The following is an 18,095-nucleotide window of genomic DNA, read 5'->3' as shown; positions in this document are numbered from 1 at the left end:
TCTCACCGGGCGCTGCGCACACTGGGGGTGGTGAGCCGAAGGGAGTGGTGGTGAGGGTTTCCCGGCGCACGCGCATCACCGGCGCGCTGACCAGCGCACTGGCCGCGCTGCTTACCGCCGGATGCACCGTCGGCCCGTCCGAACGCCCCGCCGTGCTGATCCAGGACACCCCCGGCGAGGACACCGCATCCGACGAGCAGGGCCCCGCCCCGCTGCCACCGCTGGGTGCCCCGCCACCGAACGCCATCGGGTGGCGGGACTGGCCGGAGTGCCTGCCGAGCGTCACCGACCGCCTGCCGCCCGCCGCACGCGGCCTGACCGTGGAATGCTCCACCGTCGTGGGCCCGTCGCTGGACCACCGCGGCCCCGAGCACGAGGTGGCGCTCATGCGCGTCGGCAAGGGTGATCTCGGCCGGCGGGTGCCGGTGGTGGTCGTCGGCGACGTGGACGGCCCGCCAGGCAGCGAGCTGGCGGCCGAGCTGGCCGGCCGGCTGCCCGACCGCCTGCTGCAGCAGGTGGCCCTGGTCGGCGTCGATCGCCGCGGCACCGGCCGGTCGAACCCGATCGACTGCATCCCCCGCTACGCCCGGCACGGCCTGCTCGGGCTCGACCCGGACAGCTCCGACCCGGAGCCGCTGGTGGAGGCGGTCCGCAAGTCCGGTCAGGAATGCTCGATCGCGCTGGGCAACGAGCAAACCGTCTACGACGCCAGGCACACCGCCGAGGACCTGGAGGAAGTGCGCCGGACGGTCGGCGTGCCGAAGCTGCACGCCATCGCTCGCGGTGAGGGTTCCCGGGTGCTCATCGCCTATGCCAACGCCCACCCGCAGTCCGTCGGCCGGTTCGTCTTCGACGGGACACCGGACCCGGCAACGGATGCCACCGCCACGCTGGCCGACCTCGCCGCCGCCGCGGAAGCGACGTTGCGCGCCTTCGGCGACGACTGCGCGAGCCGTTCGGACTGCCCGCTCGGGTCGGACCCGTCGTCGGCGCTGGCCAAGGCCGTCGACCGGGCACGACACGACCCGGCCGAGGTGGACGGCATCCAGGTCGGGCCGGCGATGGTGCTGTACGCGGCCTGGCTCGGGCTGCGCGATCCGGATGGCTGGCCGCACCTGGCCAGGGCCATCGACGACGCCGCCGACGGGAGCCCGGCCCGGCTGGTCCGGCTGGTGCGGCCCGTGCTGGAGCCCTCCGGCGAGGCGCCACCGACGATCGATGCCACGTTGACCACCATCTGCAACGACACCACGACCCGGCTGCCGACCGAGCGGATCGTGCAGCTGGCCGCGTCGTGGCGGGAGAAGTACCCCACGTTCGGCGGGCTGATCGCGCAGCGGCTGCTGTGGTGCAGCCAATGGCCGGTCCCGACCGAGAAACCGCCCGGCTTGCACACCCCGGGCATCCCGCCCACCCTGCTGATCGCCACCGCGGCGGATCCGGTCACCCCGGAGAAGGGCACCTCGCGTACCGCCGACCAGCTGGCCGGGGCGCGCAAGGTCTCCTGGGAGGGTGCCGGCCACGGGGCGATCGGCCGGTCGGACTGCGTGACCAAGAACGTCACCGACTTCCTGCTCGACGGCAAGGTCCCGAACAGCAACGTCGTGTGCCCGGCGTGACGGCAGGCGCCACCAGTGTCCACGGCAGCAGCCGGAACGCGTCCGGTTCGTCCGCTTGATCGCGATGCGTCGTCACCCTCCCGTCGGCCTGGCCCGGGCCGCGTGCTTGATCGCTACCATGCGCTCTCGTGTCCGCACGAGGAGCCGATACCCCAGCCCAGGCCGAGCGCCCGCGGGAGATCACCCCCGCCGAACTCGGTTTCACTCCGCAACCCGCAGTGCGGTGGCTGGCACCCGGGGTCCTGGTGGCCACCGGCGTCAAGGCGCTGCTGGCCACGATCTTCGGTGCCTACGCCGACAAGCGGGAACTGCAAGGCAGCCTGCCCGCCCGCGTCTACCGGCACGGGGACGACGAGACCGGGGAGGTGTGGTTCGACTTCGTCGCCGACCTCGGCGACGGGTTCAACGCGACCTACACTGTCGCGAGCCTGCTCGCCGCCGACGAGCTCGACGTTCCCTCGGCAGGCAAGCTCCCCCGCGGCGAGATGCTGATCATGGGCGGAGACCAGGTGTACCCGGCCGCGTCCGTGACCGCGTACCGGAACCGCACCAAGGGCGTCTACGCCGCAGCGCTGCCGCACGTGGACGGCAAGCGCCCGACCCTGTACGCGCTGCCCGGCAACCACGACTGGTACGACGGCCTGACCGCGTTTCTTCGCGTGTTCGCCCAGGGCAGGCCGTTCGGCGGCTGGGACACCGCGCAGACCCGCAGCTACTTCGCCATCCAGCTGCCCCAGCGGTGGTGGCTGTTCGCGCTGGACACACAGTTCGACGACCACATCGACGCGCCGCAGCTGGCGTACTTCACCGAGGCCGCCAAGCAGCTGCGGGAAGGCGACTCGGTGATCCTGTGCACGCCGTCCCCGTCGTGGGTCGACGCGCACACGTCCCGCGGAGCGGAGGCCTGGGACACCATCGAGTACTTCGACACGACCATCGTGCGGCCCGCCGGGGCGACCATCCGGGTCATGCTGTCCGGGGACAAGCATCACTACTCCCGGTACGCCGAGCGTGGCGGCGGCAGGCAGAAGGTCACCTGCGGCCTGGGCGGCGGCTACCTCACCACCACCGACGAGCTGCCGGAGTCGGTGGTGCTGCCGCCACCGACCACGCGGATCAGGGCGGCGGGGCCGAGCACCCGGTACGATCTGGCCGCCCGGTATCCGGAGAAGCGCCAGTCCCGGCGCTTCGCCGCAGGCATCCTGCGACTGCCGTTCCGCAACCCCGGGTTCTGGGGTGTCGCCGGCATCATCCAGTCGCTGATCGTGCTGGCCGTGCTGTACGGGCTGGCCGGACCGTTCGGCGACCGGCCGCGCGGGTTCTTCGCCCTGGTGGCCAGCTGGACACCCGCCGTGCTGCTCGCCGTCCTGGTCGTCGTCGGCTGGGTCGCCTTCGCCCGGCTCGATCTGCGCACGTCGCGACTACGCGGAACCGTCTTCGGCGTCGCTCACGCCGCGGTCCATCTCGGGCTGAGCCTGGCGTGGGGCCTGCTGATCACCGAGCTGTACCGCGACGTCATCCCGGACGACGTGCTGAGCAACTGGGTGTCGTTCGTCGTCATCCTGGTCGGCCTGCCCACCGTGCTCGGCCTGGTGCACAGCGAGGTCGTCGCGGTGTATTTGATGATCGCCAGCCGGTTCGGCATCAACCTCAACGAGCTGATGGCCGGCCAGAGCATCGAGGATCACAAAGGCTTCCTGCGCATGCACATCGCCGCCGACGGCACGCTGCGCATCTACCCGATCAAGGTGGAAAAGGTGTGCAGGCGGTGGGTGGCCGACCCGGACGGCGCGCCGGGGGACCCGCTGCTGCGGCCACACGGCGTCCAGCTGCGCCCGCAGCTGATCGAGGACCCCGTGGTGGTGACGCCCCGCGACGAGCCGAACCGGTAGGCCGCCCGGCCGGGGAGGCCGACACGCTGCCACCGCCACGCCCCGGGGTCAGTACACTCGAAGCGTCGTCGGGGGGCACCAATCGCCTGCACGTCTCGTCATCGCGCCAAGGAGAATTCGCCATCGAAGCCGGGCAACTTGTCGCTGGGTACTACCGACTCGTCGAATACATCGGCGCCGGTGCCATGGGCGTGGTCTGGCGCGCCATCGACGAGCGTCTGGAGCGTCCGGTAGCGGTCAAGCGGGTGATCGGCCAGCACGGCATGTCGCCCGCCGACCGGGCCGAGCTGCACGCGCGGGCCATGCGCGAAGCCAAGAACGCCGCCCGCCTGCAGCACCCGAACGCCATCATGGTGTTCGACATCACCGAGCACGAGGGCGACCCGTGCCTGGTGATGGAGTACCTGGAGTCCAAGAGCCTGGCGCAGCTGATCACCGAGCGCGGCACCCTCCCGGTGCCGGAGGTCGCGCGCATCGGCGAGCAGGTGGCCCGCGCACTGCACGCCGCACACAAGGCGGGCATCGTGCACCGCGACGTCAAGCCGGGCAACATCCTGATCGACGACTCCGGGGTGGCCAAGCTCACCGACTTCGGTATCTCCCGTGCCCAGGGCGACATGACGCTGACCGCCACCGGGCTGGTCGGCGGTACCCCGGCCTACCTGGCCCCCGAGCTGGCCCGTGGCGCGGACCCGGCACCCGCGTCGGACGTGTTCGCGCTGGGTGCGACGCTCTATCACGCGATCGAGGGCCACTGCCCGTACGGCGACAACCCGAACCAGCTGGCGTTGCTGCACACCGCGGCCAGCGGCAAGATCCAGCCCCCGATGCAGGCGGGCAAGGCCACCGCGCTGCTGATGTCCATGCTGCGGCCGGAAGCCGCCGAGCGCATCACGATGGCGGAGGCGGCCCGCCGCCTTGCCCAGGTGGCCTCCAGCGTCGGCGCGCCGGAGGCGCCGCCCGCCACCATGCCCGCGCTGCCGCCCGCTCCCCCACCGAGTCACCGCGACAACGCAAGCCCCAGCCAGCGCACCGGTGGTGACCAGCACCCCGGCACGGCCGTGTTCCCGGCGGCAGGCCCGCACCGCCCGCCCGCCACGCAGCCGAAGCGCCCGGACAAGGGCGGGAAGGGCGGCCGATCGAAGTCCGGCAGGCTGGCCGTGCTCGTCGCCGCGGCACTGCTCGTGGTGGCGGCCGTCGTGGCCGGGTTCGTGTTCTGGCTGGACGGCAACGGCCAGCAGGCGCAGGGTGACAAGCCCCCGGCCAGCAGCCAGACGTCGCAGCCCGCGCCGTCGTCGAGCCAGCCCAAGCAGGGCGGCCACGACGCCTCCGGCGGCCCGATCGGTTTCTCCGAGGCGGGCAACCTGGTGGTGGACTTCTACACGTTCCCTGCAGGCATGGCCAAGTCGTGGCAGATGCTCAGCGAGGAGGCCAAGCAGGAGTACGGCAGCGAAGCGAAGTTCCGGAAGTACTGGTCGCAGTACGACCAGGTGTGGTCCAACAACGCCAGGGGCGAGCAGAACCCCGACGGTTCGGTGACGATCTCCATCGACGTCACCTATCTGAACGACGGCACCGAGATGACCACGAAGCGCAAGGTCCGGGTGATCCGGCAGGGCAACCAGCTGCGCGTGGACTCGGGCACCCGGTGACCGGTCGCGCACGATCCGGCAGCCGGCCCACGTGAGCGGCCCCCCACACCCAACCGGCACACACCAGACCAGCAGCCCGCCCACACGAGCAGCCCCCACACCCAACCGGCACACACCAGACCAGCAGCCCGCCAGTGCTGGCACCGTCGCGCCGGGCACGCCCCAGAGCAAGCCGATCGCCGGCCATCGACGGCACGGTCGAGCTGACATACCGTGGTGACATGACCTCCCGCATGCCCGAGGGCCCCGACGCCCGGTTCCACGACGACCTGATCGGCCTGGATCCGGACGACCCGGAAGCGCGGGCCTTCGCCGAGCACCTGCACCGGATGGAACGCACCGGTCCCCGGTTCACCGTGGAGGGCGCGCTGGACGGCATCGCCGAGTTCGCCGAATCGAGCAACCGCGTCCGCGGCCACTACCGGGCGATGGCCGTGCTGGTGGTGTCGTTGATCCTGCTCGGCGTCGCGGTGAGCGTGTGGGACACGATCAGCGGATTCTTGGGATGGTAGGTATGAAGCCAGTCGTCGGCGCCACGCCGAAAGTGGTCAAGTCCGAGATCGAGTGGCGGCAGGAACTCAGCCCGGAGGAGTACCACGTGTTGCGCGAAGCGGGCACCGAGCCGCCGTTCACCGGGGAATACGAGAACACCAAGGCCAAAGGCGTCTACACCTGCCGGGCCTGCGGGGCGGAGCTGTTCACCAGCAACGAGAAGTTCGACAGCCACTGCGGCTGGCCGTCGTTCTACGATCCGGCGGATTCCGACGCGGTGCTGCTCAGGGACGACTTCAGCCTGGGCATGAAGCGGGTCGAGGTGCTGTGCGCCAGCTGCCACAGCCACCTTGGCCACGTGTTCACCGGCGAGGGCTACGACACCCCCACCGACAAGCGCTACTGCATCAACTCGATCGCGCTGAAGCTGGTGCCCGAGGAGGAGTGACCACACTCCGCCCGGAGACGCACGGCATGCCGCCAGGCCCGGTGACCTGCGGCGCGGATGCGCCGAGCACCGGGCCCTCATCCGGCGGCCACACGCACGTGCCGGCGCGTGCGGCGCACGCCTTCCCGCGGCCGCAGGCCCGGCCGTCGGCGCGACAGGCGGCCTCGCCGCTCAGGGCAGGGCGGCGACCAGCTCCGGCGGGGCGACCCTGGTGCCGGTGTAGAACGGGATTTCCTCCCGCACGTGCCGCCGGGCACGGGCCCCGCGCAACGTGCGCATGAGGTCGACGATGCGGTGCAGCTCGTCTGCCTCGAAAGCCAGCAGCCACTCGTAGTCGCCGAGGGCGAACGACGCCACCGTGTTGGCCCGCACGTCCGGGTAGTCGCGGGCCATCATGCCGTGCTCGGCCAGCAGCTCCTTGCGCTCCTGCTCCGGCAGCAGGTACCACTCGTACGATCGCACGAACGGGTACACGCACAGGTACTTGCGAGGCTGCTCACCGGCCAGGAACGCCGGGATGTGGCTCTTGTTGAACTCCGCGGGCCGGTGCAGGCCGACCTGACTCCACACCGGAACGCTGGCGCGGCCGAGCGCGGTCTGCCGGAAGCCGCTGTAGGCCGCCTGCAGCTGCTCGATCTCCTCGGCGTGCCACCACACCATGTAGTCGGCGTCGGCACGCATGCCTGCCAGGTCGTAGACGCCACGCACCGTGACGCCCTTGCCCTCCAGGCTCTCCAGGTACTGCTGGGTCTCGTCGGCGGTGGGCCCGCGATCCTCGCCAAGCGCGCCCTGCTGGACGCGGAAGACCGACCACATCGTGTATCGAATGGTCTCGTTGAGCTCGCGGATCCGGGCTGCGTCGGGTTTGGCGGTCATGTCATCAGTGTGGCACTGTGACCTGGCTCGCCAGGCGCCGGGCAGCGGCATCGGCGGTGGCGATGCACGCCGGGATGCCCACCCCGTCCAGCAGCGCGCCCGCCACCTCCAGCCGTGGCAGGCCGGCCACCGCCTTGTCGATCGCAGCGACGCATTCGCCGTGCTCGGGGCCGTAGCACGGCAGCCCGCCGCCCCACCGCTGGACGTGCACGTCGATCGGCTCGACGGTCACGCCTGCCAGGTCGGCCACGTCGGCCAGCACTCCCTCGATCAGCGCGTCGTCGGTCATCCGCAGCTGCTCGGCCTGCCCGAACCGGCCTACCGACGCACGCATGATCACCCCGGCGGCGCCGATGTGCGGCCACTTGCGGCTGGTGAACGTCATCGCCTTGCTCAGCACCGCGGACCCGTCGGAGCGGCGCTGGCCTTCCTCGATCAGCAACCCGCTGCTTTCCGGAAGCTCGGTGCCGGGCGGGAACGCCACGGTGACCACGGCCATCGAGGCCAGCTCGACGCGGCCGTAGGCGTCGGCGGCCTCGGGCGAGCACCCGGCCAGCAGCCGACGCGCCGCGGGAGCGGGCACGGCCAGGATCACCCCGTCCACCGACCGGGTCTCCGCCGCGGTCACCTGCCAGCCCGCGGCCGTGCGGCGCAGCTCGCGCACCGGTGTGCCCAGCTCCACCCGGGCGTCGGCCACGTGTGCCGCCCGTTCGGCCACCTGCTGCAATCCGCCCCGCAAGGTGCCGAACACGGGCGATCCTCCCCCCGCTTGCGGTGGTGGCAGCAGGCCGGCGGCAGCGGCGGTGATCGAACCCGCGCCATTCTCGAGCGCCTTCGCCAGGGCAGGCAACACGGCACGCAGTCCCAGATCGTCCGCCCGTGCACCGTAGACGCCACCCAGCAGCGGGCTCACCAGCCGGTCGACCAGCTCGTCGCCCAGCCGTTGCCGCAACAGCCGACCGAGGGACACGTCGTGCGCGGGCAGCCGCACCGGGGGCAACGTGCGCTCGGCGGCGACTTGCTCGACCCCCTTCGCGGACAGCACGCCGTCGACCTCGGCGGCGTCGCCGGGGATTCCCATAAACGTCCGCCGCGGCAAGGCGACCGTACGGCCACTTGCCCGTACGCTCGGACTGGCCGGGCCGGCATGCACCACCTCGTCCTGCAGTCCCAGCTCGGCGACCAGTTCGACGGCCTCCGGCCTGCGCAGCAGAAACGCTTCCGCGCCGACGTCGACGGGAACACCGGCCACCTCGACGGTGCGCAGCTTCCCGCCCAGGCGCGTGGTCGACTCGTACACGGTGATCGATGCCGCGGGGCCGAGCAGCTTGCGCAGCCGCACCGCCGCAGTGAGCCCCGAGATTCCCCCGCCGACGACCGCGATCTCCACCGGGCTGCTCACCTCGTCACGGGGTCAGTCCGTGTACCAGCTCGACGATTCTGGTGAGCACGGCCGGGTCGGTGGCGGGCAGCACGCCGTGCCCGAGGTTCACGATGTGGCCTGCCGCCGCACGGCCCTCGGCCACGATGCGCCGCACCTCGGCCTCGACCACCGGCCAGTCGGCGAGCAGCACCGCGGGGTCGAGGTTGCCCTGCACCACCGGAAGCGGCCGGCCGTTCGCGGTGAGCCGTTCGATCGCGGTGGTCAGCGAGATGCGCCAGTCCACTCCGATCACGTCGGCGCCGGCATCCCGCATGGCGGGCAGCAGCTCCGACGTCCCCACCCCGAAGTGGATGCGCGGCACGCCCGCCTGCTCGACAGCCGCGAGAACCTTCGCCGAGTGCGGCTGCACGAAGCGGCGGTAGTCCCGTTCGGCCAGCGCCCCGGCCCAGGAATCGAACAGCTGGATCGCGTCCACCCCGGCGGCCAGCTGGGCCTGCAGGAAAGTGATCGTGATGTCGGCGAGCTTGTCCAGCAGGGCGTGCCACGTCTGCGGGTCGGAGTGCATCAGCGCCTTGGTGTGCTCGTGGTTGCGGCTGGGCCCGCCCTCGATCAGGTACGAGGCGAGCGTGAACGGCGCCCCGGCGAACCCGATGAGTGGCGTGCGGCCGAGTTCGGCGACCAGCAGGCGCACCGCCTGGTGCACCGCGTCGACCTGATCAGGCTCCAGCAGCGGGAGCGACCGCACGCCTGCGCGGTCGCGCACCGGGTGGTCGACGACCGGGCCGATGCCCGGCTTGATGTCCACTCCGATACCCGCAGCCTTCAACGGCACCACGATGTCGCTGAACAGAATGGCCGCGTCGACGCCGTGCCTGCGTACCGGCTGCAGGGTGATCTCGGTGATCATCCCGGGGTCGAAGCAGGCGGTGAGCATCGGCACGCTGCCGCGTACCCGCCGGTACTCGGGAAGGCTGCGGCCGGCTTGACGCATGAACCACACCGGCAGCCGGCTCGGGGTACCGCCGCGCGCGGCCACCAGGAACGGCGCCGTCGACAGTTCTCGACGGACGATGTCCCCCCGCAGGGATTCGGCAACACGCACGGCGCTCTCCTCGACCAGTGGCTCGGCCTCGATGATCCCACGGCATCGGCCGCGATCCGTGCCCGGTACCCGTACCAGTGGCTTGGTACACCTTCGGGCGTCCTGCCGCGCGCCAGCCACGCAAAGCTCGCCACCCCACCCGACGGCACGGCCTCCCCCGCTCTGCTCGACAGTTGCGAAACCGAACGCCGCCCCGTCGACGGCCCATACCGTGGCCGATGCATGATGCACCGACCCCGCGCGCCGTCGGCGAGGCGGTACTCCGATCGGACGCGCGCCGTGCGCCGGGTAAACGCACGATCATCCGCCTGGACGGGCGTACGGCGACCGCAGCGCGGCGGCCGATCGGGCGATCGCGCTGCACGACCCACCACACCCGGGCGAGATTGTCGGCGTGCCTACGGGCTCGGCAAGCGTTTTCCGGCATACAGTCGTCCCCGATGACCGCGATGACGCACGCCCCCGAGGTGTTCCGGGCGGCCGTGGACGCACTGCGCCAGGTGCGACCGCGCCCGGAGCTCGTCCTCGAGCCGGTCCGGCCACCTCGGCGGCTCGCTCCGTGGTCCTACGCGCTCAGTTGCGAGGCGACCGGGCCGGCCGACGTGGTGGCCTCCGGCCGTCTGGTGCTGCTGCACGACCCGGACGGTCCCGAGCCGTGGCACGGCGTGCTGCGGCTGGTCGGCTACGTCACCGCGGAAATCGATCCGGAGCTGGCGGGCGATCCCCTGCTGCCGTCGGTCGGCTGGTCCTGGCTGACCGACGCACTGGAGGCGACGGCGGCCGAGTACACCGCGCTCGGCGGCACGGTGACCGCCACGTCCTCGGCCCGCTTCGGCGACATCTCCGGCCCGGCCCGCACCGACGACCTGGAACTGCGCGCATCGTGGACGCCGAAGACACCCGACCTTCGGCCGCACGGCGAGGCGTTCTGCCGCGTGATGGCCAGTGTCGTGGGCCTGCCACCCGTCGGTGTCACGCTCTTCGGCCAGCGGCACGGTTCCTGACCCCACTGCCCGGGGCCGCCGGAAAGCCGACGGCCTGCGTTGCGGCTGCCCTGAGTGGCCCTCGACGGCACGTCGAGCCGGCTGCGCACGCGTGTCCGGCCCTCCCCCCAAGGTAAGCCGGAACCAGGCCTTGAACGCCGTCTGCACATCGCTGCGGTGACCACCGCGGGGGACGGACGAGCCGTTCCACCACTTGCCGTAACGCGGAATCTGCGACCGATCCCGGCGACGCTGTGTCAGCACCGGAGCCGGCGCGAGCCGTCACAGCCGACCCCGGCGTCACCGGCCAACCGAAGATACTGGAAAATTGGGGCCGAATCGGAATGCGCCAGAGGCTGTGATACGGCCGATGGGAGGCTGCGGGCGTGCACCGCTCGGCCGCCGACCGCTCGTCTGCTCGCAACAACCACTCACCGTGCCGAGCGAACCGTTAACCGATGTTCATCGCTTTGGACGAGTGCCGCGTTACTACCTTCGCCATTAGTAGCCCGATCGTGTGAATCACACCACTCTGAGTAGTCAACAGAACGAAATACTTACCCATTTGATCGCCCCACTGACCCTGTCAGGCGGCTAGAGTGCGTCACACGACACCACTTTCGGCTCAAAGCTGGCGCGGCTGAACGGCCGAAAGTGCCGGTGCCGGTCGGGGGGCACGACCGACTCCAGGGAGGTAGTGACGTGGCTACCGTCGGCTTCAATCAGGCCGCTCGTTCCACGCCCGCTGGCAGCTTGCCAGCAAGCATGGTTCCGCATCCGCGGGAGGAGCTTTTCTCCGTGCTGGTGGTCGACGACCACCCGCTGCTGAGGGAAGCGATCGCCGCTCGGCTCGCACAGATGGGTGCGGGCACCGTTCACGAGGCTGCCACCATCGCCGAAGCGAGGATGAGGGCAGCGGCCACCGGGCCGTGCGACCTCGCCATCCTCGACCTCGGCCTGCCGGATGGCAGCGGCATCGAGCTGGTGTCCGAACTACGCAGCAACGGCTGGCCTCGGGTGGTCGTGCTGGCGTCGTCGGACGACCCGTACGCCGTGCGGGCCGCATTCCAGGCCGGTGCGCAGGCGTACCTGCTCAAGTCGGCGTCACCGATGGCGGTGACCGACGGCGTGCGCAGGGTGCTCGAGGGAGGCGTGTACGCCGACCCGGGCGTCGCTCCGGTACTGGCCACCGGGACGCGGGTCCCCGGCACCGACAACACCCCGCGCGAGCTGTCCTCGCGTGAGGTGCAGGTGCTCCAGCTCGTCGCGGACGGCCAGTCCAACAAGGAAATCGGTGAAGCGCTGAACCTGTCCGCGCTGACGGTGAAGTCCCACCTGTCGCGGATCGGGCGCAAGCTCGGCACCGGTGACCGGGCCCAGATGGTCGCACTGGCCATGCGGGCGGGGGTCATCCGCTGACCATCGTGATCGACGTGACGGCCGGACCCTACGCCGACGGGGCACTGTCGGCGTAGGGTTGCGGGCCGTGAACGACACACGCTCCGCAGCCGACCAGCCCTCCACCGACGCGATCCTGCTGCGGCAGCCCCGGGACGGCGTTCCCGACGTGGTCGAGGACGAGGAAGCGCTGGCGCGCGCTTGTGCCGCGCTGGCCGGGGGCACCGGAGCGATCGCGGTGGACACCGAACGCGCGTCGGGCTACCGCTACTGGCCGAAGGCGTATCTGATCCAGCTGCGGCGCGACGGCGCGGGCACACACCTGATCGATCCGATCGCACTGGCCGGCAAGCTGGAGCCACTGCGCGCGGTGCTCAACGACTGCGAGTGGGTGCTGCACGCCGCGTCGCAGGACCTGCCGTGCCTGACCGAACTCGGGCTTCGCCCGCCGAAGTTGTTCGACACCGAGCTGGCCGCGCGCCTGGCCGGGTACCAGCGGGTCGGCCTGGGCACCATGGTGGAGCAGCTGCTCGGGTACCGTCTGGAAAAGGGGCACGGCGCGGCCGACTGGTCCACCCGCCCGCTGCCGCAGGCATGGCTGAGCTACGCCGCGCTGGATGTGGAACTGCTGCTGCCGCTGCGGGACAAGCTCGCCACCGAACTGGCCGGCCAGGGCAAGCTGGACTGGGCCGAACAGGAGTTCGCCGCGGTCCTGGCCGCTCCCCCGCCTGCACCGCGCCCGGAGCCGTGGCGGCGCACCTCCGGCATCCACAAGATCCGCTCCCCCCGTGCGCTGGCCGTGGTGCGCGCCCTGTGGCAAGCCCGCGACGAACTCGCCCGCAACCGTGACCGGGCGCCGAACCGGATCCTGCCGGACAAGGCCATCGTGGCCGCCGCGCTGAGCAACCCCAGGACCGTCGACGAGCTCAGGGCGCTGGACGTGTTCGGAGGCAAACGGCAACGTTCGCTGTCGACGCTGTGGATGCGGCACATCGAACAGGCCCGCCGACTGCCCCCGGACGAGCTGCCGAACCCCAGCCAGCCCAGCGAGGGCCCGCCACCGCCGAGCCGCTGGGCCGATCGGCACCCGGAAGCGGCCGCCCGGCTGACCGCGGCACGCTCGGCGCTGGCGGAACTGTCCGAGCAGCACCGGGTACCGGTGGAGAACCTGCTGTTGCCGGAACTGGTCCGCAGGCTGTGCTGGGAGCCGCCCGCGGAAACCGACGCGGACTCGATCGCCCGGCTGCTCACCGGCTGGGGCGCCCGCCCGTGGCAGGTGGAGCTCACCGCCCTGCCGCTGAGCCGGGCGTTACGGGCGAAGACGGACTGAGCGGCTACGTACTGGGCACGATCACGGTGACGGCCAGACCCCCGCCGTCCACCGGCTCTGCGCGCACCGTGCCGCCATGCGCCTCCACCGCGGCGCGGACGATGGACAGGCCCAGCCCCGCACCGGACCGGGCCACTCGCCCTGCCCCGCGGTGGAACGGCTGAAACAGCTCGGGCACCGAGGCCGGATCGACCGTGCGCCCGGACGAGCGCACCACCAGCTGCGCCGACGTGGCGTCCGCCGTGGTGTGCACGGTGATCCATCCGCCGTCGACGTTGTGCCGCACGGCGTTCTCCAGCAGGTTGCCCGCCACGCGCTCCAGCAATGCCGGGTCACCCATGGTCGGCGCCGGGGCGATGGCCATGTCGACGCGCAGGCCACGTTCCTCGGCTTCCGGCCGCACGGCTTCCCATGCACTGCGCACGACCGCGGCCAGATCGACCGGCTCCCTGGCGGACACGCCGGCCGCGTCGGTCTTCGCCAGCAGCAACAACGCACTGACCAGCCGTTCCGCGCGCTGCGCTGCTGCCCGCACCACCTCGGCCATGCGGCGGTACTCGGCCTCGTCGGCATCCGGGTCGGAGAGCGTGACGTCGAGCTCGGTGCGGATCACCGTCAACGGGGTGCGCAGCTCGTGCGAAGCGTTGGCCACGAAGCGGCGCTGCGAGTCGAACGCGTGCGCCAGCCGGTCCAGCATCTCGTCGATCGTCTCGGCCAGCCGCGCCAGCTCGTCCCGCGGCCGCAACGGGCCGATGCGCTCGTGCAACGACTCCGCGGACAGGCGGCGCGCGGTGGCCGTGATCTCGGCCAGCGGCCGGAGCACCCGCGTGGTCAGGGCCCACGCCAGGATGCCGGCGGCCAGCACGACGCAGCCGAACGCGATGATGCCCGCCACCACGACCTTGTTCTGCGCCTGCTGCTGCAGATGGGCCGTGAGCGCCGACGCGTCGACGAGGGCGTCGTCGACACGCACCTTGGTGCCCGGCGGAAGCTGCGGGACCGTGGCCGCCGCGTCGCGCACCAGCAGCCAGGCCAGCACCAGCAGCACGACGCTGACCGCGGCGGTGAGCAGCACGGCCAGCAGGGTGAAGCGCCCCCGCAACCCGCGCAGGTGCGCCACCGCTCGCTTGACGATCACGACAAGATCACTGGGACACGGTACCGGCCTCGGGTATCCGGTAGCCCGCCCCCACCACGGTGTCGATGATCCCCGGCTCGCCCAGCTTCTTGCGCAACGTCATCACGGTGACCCGCACCGTCGTGGTGAACGGATCGGCATTCTCGTCCCACACCCGTTCCAGCAGCTCCTCGCTGGACACCACCGAGCCGCCGGCGGCCATCAGCACCTCGAGCACCCCGAACTCCTTGCGGGTCAGCTCGATCGGCCCGCTGGCCCGCGTGACGGTGCGCTTGGCGCGATCCAGCCTGACGTCCCGCGCAACCAGCACCGGCGGCGTCGGCGGGGTGGCCCGGCGGGCCAGCGCACGCACCCGCGCGACCAGCTCGGGAAAGGCGAACGGCTTGGCCAGGTAGTCGTCCGCGCCACGGGACAAGCCGTCGACCCGGTCCTCCACGGTGCCGCTCGCCGTCAGCATGAGCACGCGGGTGAGCTCGCCGGAGTTGATGATCTCCTCGCACAGCTGGTCGCCGTGCATACCGGGCAGGTCACGATCCAGCACGACCACGTCGTAGCGCGTGATCATGGCCTTCTCGTGCCCCTCGTCACCGGTCAACGCCACGTCGACCGCCATGCCTTCCCGGCGCAGGCCGCGGGCGACCGCCTGCGCGAGAGGTTCCTCGTCCTCGACTACCAGAACTCGCACGTCTTCACCGTGCCACAACTGACTGCACAGATGGCTGAGAAGAAGCTGAAACCCGCCTCGGCGTGGCGCTAGCGCCGCTCGGCGGCCTCCGCGACACCGGCCTCCGACAGCGACGACGCCCACCCGGTCACCTGGCGCGCCACGTCCTGCGCGGTCAGCCCCAGGCCGGCGAGCACTTCGCCACGGCTGCCGTGCTCGTGGAACCGCTGCGGCACCGCAAGATCCCGCAGCGGCACGTCGCACTGGTGGTCGCGCAGCACCGCGGCCAGCGCGGAGCCGAAGCCGCCGTGCCTGCCGCCGTCCTCGACGGTGACCACCAGCCGGTGCCGCTTGGCCAACGCGACCAGCTCCTCCGGCACCGGCAGCACCCAGCGCGGGTCCACCACGGTGACCCCGATGCCCTGGTCGTCCAGCTTCGCCGCGGCTTGCACGCCCAGTTCGCCGAACGCCCCGACGGCCACCAGCAGCACGTCGGCGTCCGCGCCGCCGGCGGGCGTGCGCAGGATGTCCACGGTGCCCATGCGCCGCTCGGCAGGAATCGGCGCGCCGACGCTGCCCCGGGAGAACCGCACGGCGGTCGGCCCGTCGGTGACGGCGACCGCTTCGCGCAGCTCCTCGCGCAACGTCGCCTCGTCACGCGGGGCGGCCACCCGCATGCCCGGGACCACGCCCAGCAGGGACAGGTCCCACATCCCGTGGTGGCTCGGGCCGTCCGGGCCGGTGATGCCCGCCCGGTCCAGGACGAACGTGACGCCGAGGCGGTGCAGCGCGACGTCCATGAGCACCTGGTCGAACGCCCGGTTGAGGAACGTCGCGTAGATCGCCACCACCGGGTGCAGACCGCCCATCGCCAGGCCCGCGGCGGACGTCACCGCGTGCTGCTCGGCGATGCCCACGTCGAAGACCCGCTCCGGGTACTTCCCGGCGAACTTGTGCAAGCCGGTGGAGTGCAGCATGGCCGCGGTGATGGCCACCAGGTCGGGGCGTTCGTCGGCCAGCGCGGCCAGCTCGTCGGCGAACACCGCCGTCCAGCTCTTGCCCTTCCTGGCCGAGCCCGACGACGCGGGCGCGGTCTGGTGCATCTGGTCGATCTCGTCGTTGACCGCCGGCGGGTAGCCGTGGCCCTTCTCGGTGACCACGTGCACGATCACCGGGCCACCGAACGCCTTCGCCTTGCGCAGCGCCGACTCCAGCTGCGCGATGTCGTGCCCGTCGACCGGGCCGAGGTACTTCAGCTTCAGGTCGGAGAACATCGCCTGCGGGCTCAGCGCGTCCTTCAACCCGGCCTTGGCCGCGTGCGCGGCCGCGTACAGCGGCTTCCCCACCACCGGGGTGTGCCGCAGCATGTCCTTGCCGCGCTGCAGCACCTTCTCGTAGGACGGCTGCAGCCGCAGCGACGCCAGGTGCTCGGCGAACCCGCCGAAGGTCGGCAGGTAGGAGCGGCCGTTGTCGTTGACCACGATGACCACCGGACGCTGGGCAGCGGCGATGTTGTTCAGCGCCTCCCAGCACATGCCACCGGTCAGCGCACCGTCGCCGACGACGGCCACCACGCACCGCTGCTCGCCGCGCAACTCGAAAGCCTTGGACAGCCCGTCGGCATAGGACAGCGCGGTGGAGGCGTGGCTGTTCTCGACGAAGTCGTGCTCGCTTTCCGCCCGCGACGGATAGCCGCTGACCCCGCCGCGCTGGCGGAGCAGGTCGAAGCCCTTCTGCCTGCCGGTGACGATCTTGTGCACGTAGCTTTGATGGCCGACGTCCCACAGCAGCGGCTCGTGCGGTGAGTCGAACACCCGGTGCAGCGCCAAGGTGAGCTCGACGACCCCCAGGTTCGGCCCGAGATGCCCGCCGGCCTGGCACACCTTCTCCACCAGGAACGTGCGGATCTCCGCGGCCAGCGCGGCCAGCTCGACCTGACTCATCCGCTTCAGGTCGCCCGGTCCGCGAACCTGGTCCAGCAGCGTCATGTCCCACCTCGCCTCGTCGCGCCGACCACCGGGATCCGGCGGATCCGCCCGGCCCCGGCAGTTCCTGCCAGTGTAGAGATGCCCGGATGCCCGGACGGGCACCACGCTACCCGCCCGATGATCAACTCGCGGTGAGCAGTGCGATGCACTCCACGTGGTGCGTCATCGGGAACGCGTCGAATGCCCGCAGGTCAGCGAGCCGATACCCGGCCTCGGTGAACGTCGCCACGTCCCGCGCCAAGGCGGCAGGATCACACGCGACGTACACCACACGGGCCGGCCGACGCTCGGCGATAGCCCGAGCCACCTCGACCCCCGCCCCCTTGCGTGGCGGATCGAGCACCACAACCTGGGGATCGCCGGCCTCGGTCTGCACCATCCGCTCGACCCGCTCCGCACGCCACCGGACATGCGGCAGGTCGGACAGGTTGCGCTCGCCGTCAGCGACCGCGGAGCGGGAAGACTCCACGGCCAGCACGCTCCCCTGCTCCCCGACCTGCTCGGCCAGCACCGACGCGAAAAGCCCGACCCCCGCGTACAGGTCCCACGCGTGCGACCCGGGCTCTGCCTGCGCGTACTCGGCCACCACGCGGGCGTAGGTGTCCGCGGCGGCCGGGTGCGCCTGCCAGAACCCGTGCGCCGCCAGCTGCCAGTCCCGCCCGGCCGCGTGCTCACGCGCCCGGCCACCGGCCAGCTGCCGACGCCGCGTCCGGCCGCGCACCTGCTCGATCACCTGCACGTGGACCTGAGCGTCACCGTCCGCGGTGACCTCGACCTCGGCACGTGGACGCCACTTGCGCGCCAGTACGCCGTCCAGCATCTCCGGCACCGCGATCGGGCACCCGAAGCCCTGCAGCGGCACCACCGTGTGGCTGCGATGCGCACGGAGCCCGGCCTTGCCGTTCCTGCCGACGGCCAGCCGCACCCGGCTCCGCCAGCCCAGCGGGGCCGGCTCCAGCGGTTCCACCACGACGTCGGTGTCGATGCCGGCGAGCCGGTGCAGCTGTTCGGCCACCACCGCAGCTTTCAGCTCGCGCTGCAGCGACGGTGCGGCGTGCTGCCAGTCGCACCCGCCGCACCCACCGGGCACGGCAAGCGGGCACGGCGGGGTGACCCGACGATCGTCGGC

Annotated in this window: 15 protein-coding genes; 8 read left to right on the top strand and 7 right to left on the bottom strand. The window is 71.6% G+C overall.

Annotated features, from left to right (window positions below):
• The first annotated feature begins 50 nt into the window (after nucleotides 1-50).
• From CXP56_RS11240 to msrB, 5 genes are all read left to right on the top strand, one after another.
• The gene (locus tag CXP56_RS11240; protein ID WP_038044325.1) at nucleotides 51-1,619 is read left to right on the top strand and encodes an alpha/beta hydrolase; all 1,569 of its coding nucleotides are present in this window, start codon (nucleotides 51-53) and stop codon (nucleotides 1,617-1,619) included.
• A gap of 128 nt (nucleotides 1,620-1,747) precedes the next feature.
• Nucleotides 1,748-3,511: a metallophosphoesterase family protein gene (locus CXP56_RS11235; protein WP_286901038.1), complete on the top strand. Its 1,764-nt coding sequence runs from the start codon at nucleotides 1,748-1,750 to the stop codon at nucleotides 3,509-3,511.
• An 86-nt stretch (nucleotides 3,512-3,597) separates the two neighbouring features.
• Complete coding sequence (locus CXP56_RS11230) at nucleotides 3,598-5,163, top strand: serine/threonine-protein kinase (RefSeq protein ID WP_353744551.1); 1,566 nt, start codon at nucleotides 3,598-3,600, stop codon at nucleotides 5,161-5,163.
• A 221-nt stretch (nucleotides 5,164-5,384) separates the two neighbouring features.
• Complete coding sequence (locus tag CXP56_RS11225) at nucleotides 5,385-5,675, top strand: hypothetical protein (protein ID WP_286901037.1); 291 nt, start codon at nucleotides 5,385-5,387, stop codon at nucleotides 5,673-5,675.
• A gap of 2 nt (nucleotides 5,676-5,677) precedes the next feature.
• On the top strand, nucleotides 5,678-6,103 hold the full coding sequence (gene msrB, locus CXP56_RS11220) for a peptide-methionine (R)-S-oxide reductase MsrB (protein WP_028848234.1): 426 nt from the start codon (nucleotides 5,678-5,680) through the stop codon (nucleotides 6,101-6,103).
• A 171-nt stretch (nucleotides 6,104-6,274) separates the two neighbouring features.
• Here msrB and hemQ read toward each other — a convergent pair whose 3' ends face one another.
• The 3 genes from hemQ to hemE are packed head-to-tail and all read right to left on the bottom strand — an operon-like array spanning nucleotide 6,275 to nucleotide 9,465.
• A complete protein-coding gene (hemQ, locus tag CXP56_RS11215) occupies nucleotides 6,275-6,979 on the bottom strand; it encodes a hydrogen peroxide-dependent heme synthase (RefSeq protein ID WP_028848233.1) in 705 nt (234 codons plus the stop codon).
• Between the two features lie 4 nt (nucleotides 6,980-6,983).
• On the bottom strand, nucleotides 6,984-8,381 hold the full coding sequence (hemG, locus tag CXP56_RS11210; protein ID WP_286901036.1) for a protoporphyrinogen oxidase: 1,398 nt from the start codon (nucleotides 8,379-8,381) through the stop codon (nucleotides 6,984-6,986).
• Nucleotides 8,382-8,385: 4 nt separating this feature from the next.
• On the bottom strand, nucleotides 8,386-9,465 hold the full coding sequence (hemE, locus tag CXP56_RS11205; RefSeq protein ID WP_286901034.1) for a uroporphyrinogen decarboxylase: 1,080 nt from the start codon (nucleotides 9,463-9,465) through the stop codon (nucleotides 8,386-8,388).
• Between the two features lie 440 nt (nucleotides 9,466-9,905).
• On the opposite strand from hemE, the gene CXP56_RS11200 reads away from it, so the two are divergent.
• The 3 genes from CXP56_RS11200 (at nucleotide 9,906) to CXP56_RS11190 (ending at nucleotide 13,176) form a co-directional block, all read left to right on the top strand.
• Nucleotides 9,906-10,469: a DUF3000 domain-containing protein gene (locus CXP56_RS11200; RefSeq protein ID WP_286901033.1), complete on the top strand. Its 564-nt coding sequence runs from the start codon at nucleotides 9,906-9,908 to the stop codon at nucleotides 10,467-10,469.
• 681 nt (nucleotides 10,470-11,150) lie between these two features.
• Complete coding sequence (locus CXP56_RS11195) at nucleotides 11,151-11,867, top strand: response regulator (protein ID WP_038045087.1); 717 nt, start codon at nucleotides 11,151-11,153, stop codon at nucleotides 11,865-11,867.
• A gap of 67 nt (nucleotides 11,868-11,934) precedes the next feature.
• Nucleotides 11,935-13,176 carry a ribonuclease D gene (locus CXP56_RS11190; RefSeq protein ID WP_286901031.1) on the top strand — a complete coding sequence of 414 codons (1,242 nt, stop codon included), beginning with the start codon at nucleotides 11,935-11,937 and terminating at the stop codon, nucleotides 13,174-13,176.
• Between the two features lie 4 nt (nucleotides 13,177-13,180).
• Here the strand turns inward: CXP56_RS11190 and CXP56_RS11185 are convergent, their stop codons facing one another.
• From CXP56_RS11185 to CXP56_RS11170, 4 genes are all read right to left on the bottom strand, one after another.
• Nucleotides 13,181-14,311 carry a sensor histidine kinase gene (locus CXP56_RS11185; protein ID WP_028848227.1) on the bottom strand — a complete coding sequence of 377 codons (1,131 nt, stop codon included), beginning with the start codon at nucleotides 14,309-14,311 and terminating at the stop codon, nucleotides 13,181-13,183.
• A gap of 10 nt (nucleotides 14,312-14,321) precedes the next feature.
• Complete coding sequence (locus tag CXP56_RS11180; RefSeq protein WP_028848226.1) at nucleotides 14,322-14,999, bottom strand: response regulator transcription factor; 678 nt, start codon at nucleotides 14,997-14,999, stop codon at nucleotides 14,322-14,324.
• 68 nt (nucleotides 15,000-15,067) lie between these two features.
• Entirely contained in the window at nucleotides 15,068-16,966 is a 1,899-nt protein-coding gene (gene dxs / locus CXP56_RS11175; RefSeq protein WP_028848225.1) for a 1-deoxy-D-xylulose-5-phosphate synthase, read from the bottom strand.
• A gap of 121 nt (nucleotides 16,967-17,087) precedes the next feature.
• A partial coding sequence (locus tag CXP56_RS11170) for a class I SAM-dependent RNA methyltransferase (RefSeq protein ID WP_286901028.1) occupies nucleotides 17,088-18,095 on the bottom strand: 1,008 nt, incomplete at its 5' end.

The sequence above is a fragment of the Thermocrispum sp. genome (genome assembly GCF_002919275.1).
Taxonomy (GTDB): domain Bacteria; phylum Actinomycetota; class Actinomycetes; order Mycobacteriales; family Pseudonocardiaceae; genus Thermocrispum; species Thermocrispum agreste.
Note: the sequence above shows the minus strand (reverse complement) of the source record. Positions and strands in the feature narration are given on the sequence as shown.